The sequence below is a fragment of the Pedobacter sp. UYEF25 genome (genome assembly GCF_054061655.1).
Map to the genome: position 1 here is coordinate 286,378 of NZ_JBSSEL010000001.1, position 14,320 is coordinate 300,697.

Consider the following 14,320-nt stretch of genomic DNA (forward strand, 5'->3'; position numbering starts at 1 on the left):
AAGTCAAAAAAATTATTTAGGATTTTAGATCCTAATTTGTTACAGAACGAGGTCAGGATTTCCGGGACCAAAATGCTTGAGCATTACAATAGGGTCTGTTGTGGAAGGATTCCTGATGACAACCCCTTCCAATGCGGTTTTTTCGCTTACAAAAAATTCATCATTCGTTAATTGTCCGTAACGAATCTGTGTTGGCGTTTCGATGTCCCAATCGCCAAACGTTCCATGCCCTTGCATTACAATCATACCGTAGCAACCACTGTCTTTAATGGTTACGGTCTTTCCTGGCAACACGGTCAGCTCTTTGGCACTAAAGGCATCAGAACGGTAGCAAACCCAGTTTTCGATGTAACCGCCAGCTTCCATTTCTTCCAAAGGCTTTACCGGTTTTGGACGCATAAAGCGTGTCTCCAGTATATTGGGATTCAAATTTAAATCCCAGTCTATTACTTCCAAAAGTTGATCAAAATCACCCTTACGTTCGTCTGGAGTTCCATTCCACAATAGTTCCTCTGGAATAATGGCTTTATTAACCAATGATTGATACATTGCGAACACATCAGAAGCTTTTTGCGGCTCATAGGTACATAAGCTACCAGGTGCATGCAACATTCCCGGAGGAACATCCCAACCTGTACCTGGCTCCAATCGGAATGCCTGAGAATAGTTGGTAAGTTTATTATCGCCTTTGGTGAAATTAACCAGACATTCTCGGATTTGTTCTTTCGTGGTACCTGGGGCAATTCCAAAAAATGTGTATGGAAAATCGCCGCCATGATTGTTAAGTTGAGGCGGAAAATAATACGCTTCTGGTTTACCTTTCTGACCAATTTTGGCCGCATGTTCATCGTTGTGATGAATATGATGTGGAAGGGGTCCCATATTATCGAAAAACTTTGAATACATCGGCCAACTTTGGTGTTCATCCCATAAACGATCGCCGATTAAGGCCCCTTTTAGTTCATCAACCGCATCTTTTAAAAGGAGTTGTTCCTGCTTTGTACCATCAGTGTAAACGATGGTACTTAATCCTTCATTCTCTCCAGTCAACGGGCCATTTTTAGCAGGTGTAGTCGACGAAAGCCAACGTTCGTCAATACCTCCACGCGCTCCGCCAAGAACATAATAGTCGTCTGGATGCAACTTAATCCTTCTTCCCGGTACGCAAAATGACCGCGGCACCCAAGTTGGCGCTAAACGTAGAATTCCTTTTCCTTGTGTTAATGCTTTTTCTGCTAAACTCATTTTTTAATCATTTATAATGGATAATTTAGTTTCAACTATTTTTATAATTTAAAAATTCATTAATGGTTGCTTCCTGATCAAAAACTTCAATTTCCAGATCATACTCCCTGCTTTCTCCCGGCAAAAGTTGAATTAATTGATTTAACTCGCGTGCTTTTGCTTGTCCAACGGGTGGATTTGTTCCAGGCTCCAGGCCCACTACATATTCTCCTTTTCCAAAATGCAGCCAGTTGGTTAGCCAAGGCAGTTGTGCTTTTTTAAATCGCAAAGCTAGTGCAATACCTATTGCCGGGTTATAAATCCCACAGGTACTTTGTCCGAAACTATTGGGTGTAATGTCAATAAATGCAGCTTCTTCCCCGCCGCCGCTGTGCTCGGCTAAAGGAGCCAGACATTTTTTAAAGCTATTTCCTTCCTTAAAAATTTTATTTCCAACACCGCTTTCGCGAGATTTCCAAGAACCTTCCCAAACAATTTCAGCACCCTCATCTACTAGTGGCCAACCAAAATTGCAATGGTATAAGAGCATGTGCGGTATTTGGGTATTACCTTTGTTGATGACTTCATCGTGAATTTGAATAGAAGCCTTACCTAATGTTGCAGTGATCGTCCTTCGCAATTCTAATCTAATGCCAAGTGGACGAGTTTGCCGAATAAGTCCAGTTATACTCATTTCCATTTTACCGGCAACGGGATCTGGCTGTACAATGGATTCTATTTCTGCTGGGATGTTGCTGATATGCCCGTGAAGGCCACGTTCTCCAAATTGGTCTTCTTCAGGCCCACCAACATGGGTTAAACCACATGTTACCAACAGACCTCCGCCAAATGTTCGGATCCAATCAATGCCTTTATCAGAAAAAGGTTGAGGAGGTGTTATGCCCAAATGGCTCAACCATGTTAAACTATGCTGGTTGTAAAAGGCATCGGCAATATCCATCGCCCTGTCGATAACCACCTTGAAGCGTAAACCAGTTCCTGTATTTATCCACGCAATACGGGTTCCCTTACCAGCACCATTGTCAATAATAGCAGTTTCAATCCCTCCCAATTGCGCAGGATTTGAAATTTTATTTTGCCAAGTTTGATTGTCTAAGGCAGATTTATTCATATTTCATACTTGGTTCGACACTAATTGGACGTACTTTCTCTTAGTACAGTCCAACCCTTTATTATTTACTCACTCCCTTAAACATCTTATTGTCTTTATTCCCTCCAGAGATTAAAAAAGCCATTAAATCTTTAAGTTCGTCGGCATTTAAACTATTAATCATGTTAGGGAGCATAATGGATACGTCAGATAAGGAAGTTTTAAGCACATCTTTTTTGTTAATACCACGCAGCGTTTGCGGTGCAAAAGGGTTTTGGGAAATGAAATATTTTTCTTTCGTTTGATTATTAAGCCTTCCCAATACGGAACTTCCATCTTTTAAATAGAAAACGGTTGCAGCATATTGGTCAGAAATGACTTTGTTAGGTTCAATGATAGACTCTAAAATATCTTTTTCCGAAAACCTAGTTCCTAGTTGTGTTAGATTGGGTCCAACAGCTCCTCCTTCTCCTCCAATGCTGTGGCATGAGCTGCAAAGCGTGGCGGCAAACATATTCTTGCCATTAATAAAATTACGCCCAATCAGACTGTCCTTTACTACCGCTAGCGCTGTCTCGATTTTCCATTCTTTTCCAGGCCCTTTAGGTCTTGTTAAGTTAACTAGTTTCATACCATCACCTTCTAGTAATGCATTTCCGGAAATCTTATTGTAATGAGCAAATTGTTCTTTTGGAGCATTAGCAAGCGCCGTTTTACGTGCCTTATCGATAAAACCGATATAACTATTGCCACCTTTGTAACTAAAAGCTTTATAAAACCAATTAAAATATTTTTCTCTCAATAAAGTTGTCCACCCATTTTTGGCTTCGCTTAAAGTTGTTATATAATAAATTTGCTGTGCTGGTGGAGTTTTTGCTAACATCTTGGCTAAATCTAAGCCGTATTCGGGATTTCTTAAAATTAGATCTGAGGAACTTGTTATTGCTTTTTGACCAGCGTCATCGTCTTTGGCAATGTCGATTAAATTAAGCGTTTTCTTTACGACTTGATTGTCGCCTATATAGACTAAAATTTTACTCAACGATCGGTTAAGCTCATTGGTCTTAGCCGGAAAATTCGCATTTAAATACGCACTTAGCTTCGCTTTTTCGGGTGGTAGCGGTTTACCGGTTCTTAATAAAGTCAGTTCAAAAGCTCTTAATATATCAATTTGCTGGGCTTCAGTTAAAAGATTGTAATTGACCGCCATCAAAGCGTTTAACATCCTAGTGTTTAATTCCTTACCACCAGTTCTAGCCAAGGCAACCATGGCTTGTGTCAATATTACGGGATCTTTTTCTAACAGCGCGCGCTCTTGCCACTCCGCAACAGGCTGGTGTTCTACCGCTATTCGTGCGGCATAACGGATGTAACGATCAGGACTTTTTAGGTAAGGCCAGGCTGTTTTAACAGCATCAGCATTTGGCTGCGCATGAAATTCTTCTAGATGCTTTCTTACATTTCTCGCCTGCAGTTCGGCAGCTGAACCTGTTGGTCCTAAATCGGCATTTGGCAAGGTATTTTCTCCATAATAAACCCGATATAAATCTGATTCGAGCTTGCGTCCGCCGGTTAAGAAATACAAAGCACCATCCGGCCCGATTTTCCCATCCGTTAAAGGCAATGGTGACCCCGAAACAAACTCTTCCGCAGTTGTTGTATAAGACGAACCGTCGGGTATGAGCTGAACGGCATAAATAATCCCATAACTCCAATCAAAGGCAAATAAACTGCGTCGATATTTTTCGGGAAATTTGGCTGTATTCCCACTTATAAGATTGGTAGGACTGCCCGGGCCAATGTTTAATATTGCGGGTAAATTATCGGGATAGTTAGGTGACCATTTACTATTGCCCGAACGCCAGCCAAACTCACTACCACTTGTAGAATGGCTTATGCGAGTAGGCCTGTACCAAGGCATACCAATATCCCACTCCATATCCGCATCGTAAACAAACATTTCGCCGTCTTCGTTAAATGTAAGATCGAAAGCGTTTCTATAGCCTGCACTTATTAATTCCCAGTGAGAGCCATCTGGATTGATTTTGGCAACAAAACCCCCGGGAGCATAACGGTCATTTGCGTGCCCGTTCGGATCCTTAATCAACGGGAAGGCGTTGTCTTCCTTCCAGGTTTTAGGCAACCTATAGGCATCCATTTCTGGAATATCCGTATGGTTTCCTGCAATAATGTAAATCGATTTTTTATCTGGGGATAAAACAATGCTATGAGGTCCGTGCTCACCCTCACCATGAAGTTCTTTAAGTAGAGTAACTTTGTCGTATTGATCGTCTCCGTCTGTGTCCTGCAGACGGTAAAGTCCACTGCTTTTTTTAAGGGTGGAATCACTGTTGTGGTTAACCATGACATATAAACTATTGAATGCATAAAGCAACCCGTGCGCATAGCCAATGCCTACTTTTGAAGTAGTGGAATCTCCCACAATGAGCTTTTCGATTTTCAGTTTAACTTTGTTGGTATCCGAACCAATTGGCGGGATATCCAGCCGATACAAAAAGCCATATTGATCGGAAGTAATCATCCGGCCTTTGTCATCGAAAGTCATGGCCACCCATGACCCCGTTTTGCTGTCTGATGGGCTGTACAAATGCTCCGCTTTGAAGCCTGGCAAAAGTTTTAGCTTTTCTACTTTAGGACCAGGTATAAATTTTTGGAAGGTTGTAAAAGAAACACCTACTACAACCATTAAAGATAATCCTATTAATAATTTGGTAGATAACTTACGTTTTGAGCTCATATTTAATCGTTTACTTTAGTACTTTTTTGATCGTGTTATTGAATTTACTGACCCCTTACAGTGTAAGATAGGTTAGCATTCTTGTCCACAATTAATTTTGGTGTTCGCTTCAGTTTGAAGAAACAATAATATTTGGTTTTATAAGGTTAAGAACTATTTAACTGTTATGCAACCTGTACTGTCCTGTCGATGACTTAAAAAATCACTCAAAATAAATTTATTCAAAAAAAGGATTTCCCAAACTGAACAGTAAGGTACTCTTTTTAAAAGGATTATAGATATTTTATTGAGTCGGATTTATGTTGGCAAGCGCATTTTATAATTATGGAGTTTTAAATTATTCTAAATAGAAATCGCTATACTTTTATTGTTGCCAAGGCTGGACATTGCTTATGCCCGAAATTATATTGTTTCGACATGTGCCGCCGAGTGACTAACCATGGTTATTTTGGAAGCTTTAATTTGCGGAGTATCGATTAAATATTGAAAATCCCTACAAATTATGGCCATCTTATAAAAAAGGCTTTGGGAAATAGGTCCTTTCATTAGAAATCTTTCACCTGTTATTGACCAAAAAAATAATATCAATTAAAGCAACTATTAGGCACTTTACCATCATTATTTGGAAATAATCGTAAGCGATTTAAAGGATAATCAAAATTTTTGCTACCCTAAAGCTTCGTTATCCATCCACACTGCTGCTCCTGTTAGACTGTAGATTTCCAAATAAAACAATTCAGCTTTTTCTTGCAATTTCTTGGCATATGCTATGCTAATTTTCTTTTTTAACATATGGAAAAAGGGGTTTTTTTACTACTGTAAAATTGCTTGATATTTTTAAGATTTCTAAGTAGTATTTAAGCTAATTTTTCATCCGGTTATGTGCTTATAAAACCCAAACTATGTTTGCTAAAAATGAAGAATTGTAAACTGGAAATGATAAATAAATAATTTGCGAACAGGACAGTGCATAACAGTGTCTTCCATTTTCCTCTATACTTTTATCAAACCAAATATAAGGAAGATGGAAAAACGTTTTACTCTAACAAACAAAAAATAAGTTAATTAGAAAAAATAACTGGCGAAGACTTTACAGATCTGACTAACTATCAATTTACAGTACACCAATAGAACTGTTAGACTAAACGTAACTCCAACAGATTGGAGGGTAACCGAAATTACAGATATGAATGACCAAAAATTGCCGTTGCAAGCTAATGGCTTTGCTGTGCTCAAAGCACTCTTTTTTGACCCTAGAATTTCCAACCGAACAAAGGAATTCGCAAAGAAAAATGGAGCCATTTTACTTCTTTGGAATTTCTTTCCACTTAGTTTTTTCGCATACAAATCTGTCTACCATTTAGGAAAAATTCTATTTTTTCCAACTATAAATATTTACCCCTAAAAATAAATCAGTTAACCGATTATTAACCAAAACTAAGAACGTTATGAATTAAAAACACTTTCCACATCAGCGAACAACTGCTAACCCCAATTCCATAGAGTTGCACCGCATTATTTCATTACCAACTAAATTCAAAACCTAACCAACTATTAAGATGTATAAAGCTTATACGGCATTTCACTGCTGGAGACATATCCGTATTGTGTCAAGATTTTTTACCCCATTGCTTTCTTTTACCATTATTTTAGTTTTATTTTCCTTAAAAGGGAGTGCAAAAGACAATCGTGCAGCTGCGCATTTCGAGCGTCAAGTTCCAAAAATAACTGTTGTAGGCACAGTTCGCGACTCTATAGACGTCATTTATGGCGTATCAGTAAAGGTCAAGGGTACAACTATTGGAACGCAAACCGATAAAGATGGTCACTTCACATTAGAAGTTCCAGATAAAAACTCGGTCTTGGTATTTTCCTACGTCAGTTTCATCACACAAGAAATACCTGTGGGTGGAAAAACGGTTATAAACGTCCTGTTGAAGGCAGAAAAGAACTCACTAAACGAAGTAGTGGTTGTGGCTTTCGGTACTCAAAAAAAGTCAGACCTCGTTGGCTCTGTTGTTTCTGTAAAAGTTTCAGACCTTAAAATACCATCAAGCAATTTAACAACTGCATTGGCTGGTCGTATTCCGGGTATGATTGCTTTTCAACGTGGTGCCGAACCAGGAAACGACAATGCAAATTTCTTTATTAGAGGGGTAACCACATTTGGTTATAAAAATGATCCATTGATTTTAATCGATGGTATGGAAGTAGGAACGACAGAACTAGCCCGATTGCAAACAGATGATATCGCTAGTTTTTCTGTAATGAAAGACGCAACATCCACTGCACTTTACGGCGCTCGCGGTGCAAATGGCGTAATTTTAATCACTACCAAACAAGGCGCAGTTGGTAGCGCGCAAGTGTCATTTAGGTTAGAGAATTCCCTATCTACCTCTGTGAAAGACATAGCACTGGCAGATCCGATCACCTATATGAAACAGGCAAATGAGGCAGTATTAACCCGAAACCCTCTTGGCGAAGTATTGTATAGTGATGAAAAAATTGCCAATACAGGTCAAGGGTTAAATCCAAATATTTATCCTGCTAACGATTGGAGAAGCTTAGTATTCAAAGATTATACGATGAATCAACGTGCAAACTTAAACGTAAGTGGAGGTGGTCAAGTGGCAAGATATTACGTGTCCGGTTCGCTGAGCAAGGATAATGGCTTACTAAAAGTAGATCACCGAAATAATTTTAACAACAATATCGACTTAACAAGTTATTCACTTCGATCAAATGTGAACATCAATCTCACCAAAACAACCGAAATGGTTGTTCGCTTAAGTGGTAATTTTGACGATTATGTTGGACCTATAGATGGAGGAGCAGAAATGTATAGACGAGTTATGCGTACCAATCCTGTACTTTTCCCCGCCTATTATCCGCTTGATGATCAACACCAGTTTGTAAAGCACATCATGTTTGGTAATTCTGATGTAGGTGGTCACGGCTACTTGAATCCTTATGCAGATTTAGTTAGAGGATATAAGAACTCGTCTCGTTCGTTAATGTTGGCGCAGCTAGAAGTTAAGCAAGACTTGTCTGTCGTGACTGAAGGACTTAATGCACAGGTGATGATGAACACCAATCGCACCTCTTTTTTCGATGTAACTAGGGCATACAATCCCTATTTCTACAAACTTATTGGTTACGATCCCGTTGAAAACACTTATTCCATAAACCCGATAAATGAAGATACCGGAACCGAATATTTAGATTATAATCAAGGCGGAAGAATCTTAAATTCTGTGTTCTATGCACAAGGTCAGATAAACTATAGCCGCAACTTTAAAAAGCATGGCTTTAGCGCGTTATTGGTTGCTATGATGCAAAATAACTTGAGCGCAAATGGAGGAGACCTTCAAGAATCTCTGCCCTCTAGAAACATGGGACTGTCTGGAAGAGCAACTTACAATTATGACAGCCGCTACTATGTAGAGTATAACTTCGGATACAATGGTTCGGAAAGATTTTCTTCAAAACAACGCTACGGGTATTTCCCATCTGCAGGCGTTGCTTGGACAATCTCTAATGAGAAATTCTTCAAAAATGTAAAACCAGTTGTTGACAACCTAAGATTGAGAGCAACTTATGGGCTTATTGGCAACGATGCAATCGGCTCTCCTACAGATCGATTTTTTTACCTCTCAAATGTAGACATGAATGCAGACTACAGAGGTGCTAGCTTTGGAAATGGATTAGGTGCAGGTAGTTATTTAAATGGTGTAAATATTTCTAGATATGCCAACGAAGACATTACTTGGGAAAAATCGACCAAAACAAATTTAGCCCTTGAAATGGGATTTTTTAACAAGCTAAAACTAACCGCCGAAGTGTACTCCGAGAAACGTAAAAATATCTTAATGAGCCGCTCAGCGATCCCGGTAACCATGGGTTTAACCGCAGATGTGAGAGCGAATGTAGGTGAGGCTGAAGGAAAAGGAACTGACCTTTCTTTAGAATACAACCAAACCGTAAGCAACGACTTTTGGGTTTCTGTGATGGGAAATTTTACTTATGCAAGGAGCAAATTTACGGTCTATGAAGAGCCGATATATGATGAAAAATACCGCAGTCGTATCGGTCATCCAATATTTCAGGATTATGGTTTAATTGCAGAGAGATTGTTTGTTGACGATGTGGAAGCTGCAAACTCCCCAAAACAAAATTTTGGACCCTATGGAGGTGGAGACATCAAATATACAGATGTCAATCGTGACGGACAGATTACTGGTGCAGATATGGTTCCAATCGGCAACCCAAGGTTACCGGAAATAGTTTATGGGTTCGGTTTTTCTTCTGGATTTAAAAACTTTGATTTTTCTGCTTTTTTCCAAGGTTTATCAAACGAATCTTTCTGGATTGACTCCCGTGCTACCTCTCCTTTTAACAACGAAACACAATTGTTAAAAGCATATGCCGATAGTCACTGGTCGGAAGATTCTAGAGACATTTATTCCCTTTGGCCAAGATTAAGTTCTACAGTTAACGAAAATAACAGCCAACTAAGTACCTGGTTTATGCGCGACGGAGCTTTTTTAAGATTAAAACAAGTAGAAATTGGCTACAAAATTCCGCAAGGAATTCAACACCGATTACACACATCTAATTTTAGAATTTATGCCAATGCGACCAATTTGCTAAACTTTAGCAAATTCAACTTATGGGATGTTGAAATGGGCGGCGACGGTCTCGGCTATCCTATTCAAAGGGTATTTAATCTAGGTATAAACATATCATTAAAATAACATTGGATTTTGGCGCATTCATAAGCGCTCGGCAAATTCATAAAAAGACAAATTATGAGAAAATATATAATCATTGGACTTTACACAACGCTATTTTTAGCCGTGTTAAGTTCCTGCAAAAAGTTTCTAGATGTAGTGCCAGACAATGTTGCTACGATAGATAATGCTTTTACTTTGCGCGCACAAGCTAAAAAGTTTTTATATACCTGCTATTCTTTCCTTCCTAGAAACGGCCAATTGGGAGACGACCCAGCAATGGTAGGTGGCGATGAACTGTGGGAGATACCGGAGAGAGGAGCATTTTTGGAAATGGCCAAAGGCTTTCAAAGTAAAGTTGGGCCACTTGGAGACCGCTGGACACAGATGTATCAGGGAATCAGAGATTGTAATATATTCCTCGAAAACATAACCAAGGTGCCAGATATGCAGCCTGAGGAGAAGACTAGATGGATAGCTGAAGTAAAATTTCTGAAGGCCTATTACCATTTTTATTTAGTTAGAATGTATGGCCCAATTCCTTTGATCAAAACCAACCTGCCCATCTCGGCAGATGTAAATGAGGTTAAGGTTTTTAGAGACCCTGTAGATTCGTGCTTCAACTACATTACAAAATTATTAAATGAAGCGGCTTCCGGCCTTCCTTTAGTGGTAAATAGTCCGGCAACCGAAGATGGTAGAATTACGCTGCCAATTGCGCTAGCTTTAAAAGCAAAGATATTGGTCACTGCGGCCAGCCCTTTGTTTAATGGCAATACAGATCAATCTGCTTTAAAGAATCCAAATGGAACTCCACTATTCAACACTACTTTTTCTCAAATTAAATGGGATAGTGCAGCGGTTGCTTGTAAGAGAGCCATAGACGTTTGCACCTCGGCAGGGATGAAACTATATATTTACAATCCGGCATTCCAGCAATATGCGGTTAGCGACGCTATTAAAACACAGTTAAGTTTAAATGGCGCCATAACAGAAAAGTGGAACAATGAAGTTATTTGGGCCAACACCCAATCTAACACTGCAAATTTACAGCGCTTAACATCCAGCTGGTGGGATCCTAGATATCTTGATGGAGTGATTACCAGAGGGGAACTTTCGCCTCCTTTAAAAATCGCAGAGATGTTCTATTCTGAAAATGGTGTGCCAATCAATGAAGATAAAAGTTATAATTATACAGGGCGTTATCAGTTGCGTGTATCTGGCGACGACGATAAATTACTTGTTCATAAAGGTTATACAACCATTGGTTTACACTTTAATAGAGAACCCCGCTTTTATGCCGACTTAGGTTTTGATGGTGGGATTTATTATGGCCATGGTCGTTATGATGACAGCGACTTTAATGGCTTATTTTATTTAGAAGGTAAGTTTAAACAAAAAAATGGAAAAGGTAAATATGGCTATAATACTGTAACAGGATATAACCTTAAGAAATTAATAAACTTTCAAAATGTGATCGGCTCTTCCAGCGATTATTCTGTAATTGATTATCCTTACCCAATTATGCGTTTATCCGACCTGTATCTATTGTATGCAGAGGCATTAAATGAATCTGCTGGACCAGTGGCAGATGTAAACAAATATGTAGATTTAGTAAGGGCACGCGCAGGTTTACCTACCGTTGCCGTATCATGGACAAACTTTTCTACCAATCCCATTAAATACTTAAATAAAGATGGCATGCGCTCCATTATTCACCAAGAACGTTTAATTGAATTGTGCTTTGAGTCGCAGCGCCTTTGGGATTTGCGCCGGTGGAAGGATTCTGCAACAGAACTAAACAAGCAAATATTAGGATGGGATCTGACTCAAACTGAGCCAATTTCTTATTACCGAACTACGGTGATTTACAACCAATCATTTGGGGCAAAAGACTATTTCTGGCCAATTGATGAGAACTACATTGTTAACAACAGAAATTTAGTTCAAAACCTAGGTTGGTAAGTTACAGGATTTAAAGATTGATTATTTAACCAATACAAAAAATGAAAAATACATATATTATTGGAGGATTGCTAATAGCCCTTTTTTGGTGCGCATGTGCAAAGGAAGGCAGGTTAGATTCCGCAAATCCCAATACCCCAGCACCAATGCCGGTAACCAATGTGACGGTTAATGCCACCCCGGGCGGTGGTATCCTAACATATAAGTTGCCACCCGACGTAAATTTAGCTTACGTAAAGGCAATTTACGAAATACAGCCTGGCGTTTTTAGAGAGGCAAAATCATCGAAATATACAGATACGCTCCGTTTGGTAGGTTTTGGAGATGAACTTGTTCATGCTGTAAAAGTATATAGTGTGGCTGCAAACGAAAAAACATCTGAGCCAGTTTTGGTTGATGTTAAACCGTTAACACCGCCAGTAAAGGCAGTTTTTAATTCCGTTGAATTTAAAGAGACTTTTGGTGGAGTAAACGTTTCGATGCTAAATCCAAGTAAAGCAGATTTGGCAATAGTAATTTTAAAAGATACTACTGGAAACAACAATTGGGTAACTGCCAGAACGTTCTACACAGCCGCAATAAAGGGCGATTTTGCTGCGAGGGGATTTGAATCAAAACCGCAAAAATTTGCAGTATACATTCGCGACCGATGGAACAACAAATCTGACACCCTTTTTAAAACGCTGACACCTAAATATGAAATTGAAATTCCCAGCGATACCTATAAAAAATTGGTGTTGCCCAGTGATCAAGTTGCACTTGCAGATGCTGGGTATAATATCGAAAATTTATGGAACGGCTTAGCAGACAGAAGACTTTATGCTTCATCTAATGCCTCGTCTCTACCGCAGTGGATTACCATTGATCTAGGCAAAAAGGTTTTGTTAAGTAGATTTAAGCAATTTATGGAACAAAACGATCACTGTTATACAGGGTCGGGTTTGAAGAATTTTGAACTTTATGGGTCAAATGCTCCAGATCCCGACGGAAGTTGGGCAAGTTGGACGCTATTGGGTGAATATACCACGCCAAAACCTTCAGGTTTACCTTTAGGCCAGAAAACCAATGAAGATATTAATTATGCTTGTAACTTGGGTGCTGATTTCGAATTTGCCGTACAACCACCTGCTGTTCGGTATTTACGCTTAAAATCTTTAGAAACATACAGTAGCCCCGGGCAGGTAGTAATCATGGAATTAAAGTTCTTTGGACAAATAGCACCATAAATTTTAACCTCATCAATAAAAATTATATTATGAAAAAGATATTTCATATCAGTTTAATGTTATTGTCAACACTGTTGCTGTTTTCAGCCTGCAGAAAGATGGATGCAACCTATAAAGACTTCGTGGTTTCCGGAGGATTAGTCTATCCAGGAAAGGCAATAGCCATTGCACATTCGGGGCAAAGTAGAATAGAAATTGTTTGGCCCAAAGGTGTTGATCGATCCGTAATTAAAGCAAAAATTTACTGGAATAGTTTTACTGACTCTATCGTTGTAGATATTGCTTCAATTACCGGCGATTCGATAAAAGTCATGATAAACAATCTTGAGGAGAAAAACTATACTTTCGTCATCAAAACTTATGACACACAAGGAAATGTCTCTGTTCCAGTGGAAGTAGTTGGAGGCTCTTATGGGGAAAGATATCAATCACAGTTGCTCACAAGACCTGTAAACTCTACCTTAATCAATGCAGCGGGAAAGCTAACCATTAATTGGGGCGGTGCTGATGTTGCAAATGGTGCCTATGCATCAGAAGTTAAGTACACCGATGTTTTAGGTAAAGTAAAAACTCAGGTATTTCCGGTGATGGTTAAAACGAGCGAGATAAAAACAACGGAAATAACAGACATGTTGGCAAACACTAATTACGAGTTTCGAACCATTTTTAAGCCGGATTCTATGAGTATAGATAAGTTTTATACGCCATATCTGGAGGGCGGTTTATTCGCTATTGACAAAGCGGATTGGCATGTCGTTTCTTTCTCCTCTCAACACCCCGGCGGAGACAACGCTGCAGCTAATTTTATCGATGGAACAGAACACACAAGGTGGCATTCTTGCGCCGGGTGCTCGAATTACCCACATTGGATAATTATAGACATGGGTGCGCCAAGAATCCTTACTCAATTTGGAGTTTGGCGAACGGATTTTGATTCCCCAGGCGGAGATAAACGCGGGCCAGACAAATTCGATTTTTTAACCAGCATAGACAACGTAAATTGGGTGAGCCAAGGGAGTTTTGATTTCGATCATAATTTAAACGGGGAACAACGCTATGTGCTCCCAAACAATCCAAAAGCCAGGTACTTTAAGTTTGTTGGAACCCAAGGTTCAGATTCAAATATGGTATTGGGCGAAATTAGTACGTACGGCCTGTAAAATAATTCAGCATAGCGACATTCTCATAAAAAGGGTTCACTTAACAGTGACCCTTTTTTTTTGCGCATTATTTTCGGCGTTAACACATTTTTTACTAGAGAAAATCTCTATCTAGAAAAAATTAATTCCTGCTTAATTTCACAACT

The 14,320-nt window shown here is 39.3% G+C and carries 7 protein-coding genes; 4 read left to right on the top strand and 3 right to left on the bottom strand.

Annotation, left to right across the window (positions count from 1 at the left end; all coding sequences use genetic code 11):
* Nucleotides 1–39: 39 nt before the first annotated feature.
* The 3 genes from ACVWYG_RS01140 to ACVWYG_RS01150 all read right to left on the bottom strand — a co-directional run bounded on the left by ACVWYG_RS01140 (nt 40) and on the right by ACVWYG_RS01150 (nt 5,093).
* On the bottom strand, nt 40–1,245 hold the full coding sequence (locus ACVWYG_RS01140) for a class I mannose-6-phosphate isomerase (RefSeq protein ID WP_457268288.1): 1,206 nt from the start codon (nt 1,243–1,245) through the stop codon (nt 40–42).
* Nucleotides 1,246–1,276: 31 nt separating this feature from the next.
* Complete coding sequence (locus ACVWYG_RS01145; RefSeq protein WP_457268289.1) at nt 1,277–2,356, bottom strand: aldose 1-epimerase family protein; 1,080 nt, start codon at nt 2,354–2,356, stop codon at nt 1,277–1,279.
* Nucleotides 2,357–2,417: 61 nt separating this feature from the next.
* Nucleotides 2,418–5,093: a c-type cytochrome gene (locus ACVWYG_RS01150; RefSeq protein ID WP_457268290.1), complete on the bottom strand. Its 2,676-nt coding sequence runs from the start codon at nt 5,091–5,093 to the stop codon at nt 2,418–2,420.
* Between the two features lie 1,559 nt (nt 5,094–6,652).
* Between ACVWYG_RS01150 and ACVWYG_RS01155 the strand changes: the two genes are divergently transcribed.
* From ACVWYG_RS01155 to ACVWYG_RS01170, 4 genes are read left to right on the top strand one after another with little or no spacing between them, the layout of a single operon-like run.
* Entirely contained in the window at nt 6,653–9,847 is a 3,195-nt protein-coding gene (locus ACVWYG_RS01155; RefSeq protein ID WP_457268291.1) for a SusC/RagA family TonB-linked outer membrane protein, read from the top strand.
* Nucleotides 9,848–9,901: 54 nt separating this feature from the next.
* Nucleotides 9,902–11,788, top strand: a complete 1,887-nt coding sequence (locus ACVWYG_RS01160; protein ID WP_457268292.1) for a RagB/SusD family nutrient uptake outer membrane protein — start codon at nt 9,902–9,904, stop codon at nt 11,786–11,788.
* Nucleotides 11,789–11,829: 41 nt separating this feature from the next.
* Entirely contained in the window at nt 11,830–13,014 is a 1,185-nt protein-coding gene (locus tag ACVWYG_RS01165; RefSeq protein ID WP_457268293.1) for a DUF5000 domain-containing lipoprotein, read from the top strand.
* Nucleotides 13,015–13,043: 29 nt separating this feature from the next.
* Entirely contained in the window at nt 13,044–14,174 is a 1,131-nt protein-coding gene (locus tag ACVWYG_RS01170) for a DUF4998 domain-containing protein (RefSeq protein WP_457268294.1), read from the top strand.
* The last annotated feature ends 146 nt before the right edge of the window (nt 14,175–14,320 follow it).

Coding starts and splice junctions, on each gene's coding strand:
- ACVWYG_RS01170 (WP_457268294.1), top strand. CDS start 13,044: ATGAAAAAGATATTTCATATCAGTTTAATGTTATTGTCAACACTGTTG.
- ACVWYG_RS01150 (WP_457268290.1), bottom strand. CDS start 5,093: ATGAGCTCAAAACGTAAGTTATCTACCAAATTATTAATAGGATTATCT.
- ACVWYG_RS01155 (WP_457268291.1), top strand. CDS start 6,653: ATGTATAAAGCTTATACGGCATTTCACTGCTGGAGACATATCCGTATT.
- ACVWYG_RS01160 (WP_457268292.1), top strand. CDS start 9,902: ATGAGAAAATATATAATCATTGGACTTTACACAACGCTATTTTTAGCC.
- ACVWYG_RS01140 (WP_457268288.1), bottom strand. CDS start 1,245: ATGAGTTTAGCAGAAAAAGCATTAACACAAGGAAAAGGAATTCTACGT.
- ACVWYG_RS01165 (WP_457268293.1), top strand. CDS start 11,830: ATGAAAAATACATATATTATTGGAGGATTGCTAATAGCCCTTTTTTGG.
- ACVWYG_RS01145 (WP_457268289.1), bottom strand. CDS start 2,356: ATGAATAAATCTGCCTTAGACAATCAAACTTGGCAAAATAAAATTTCA.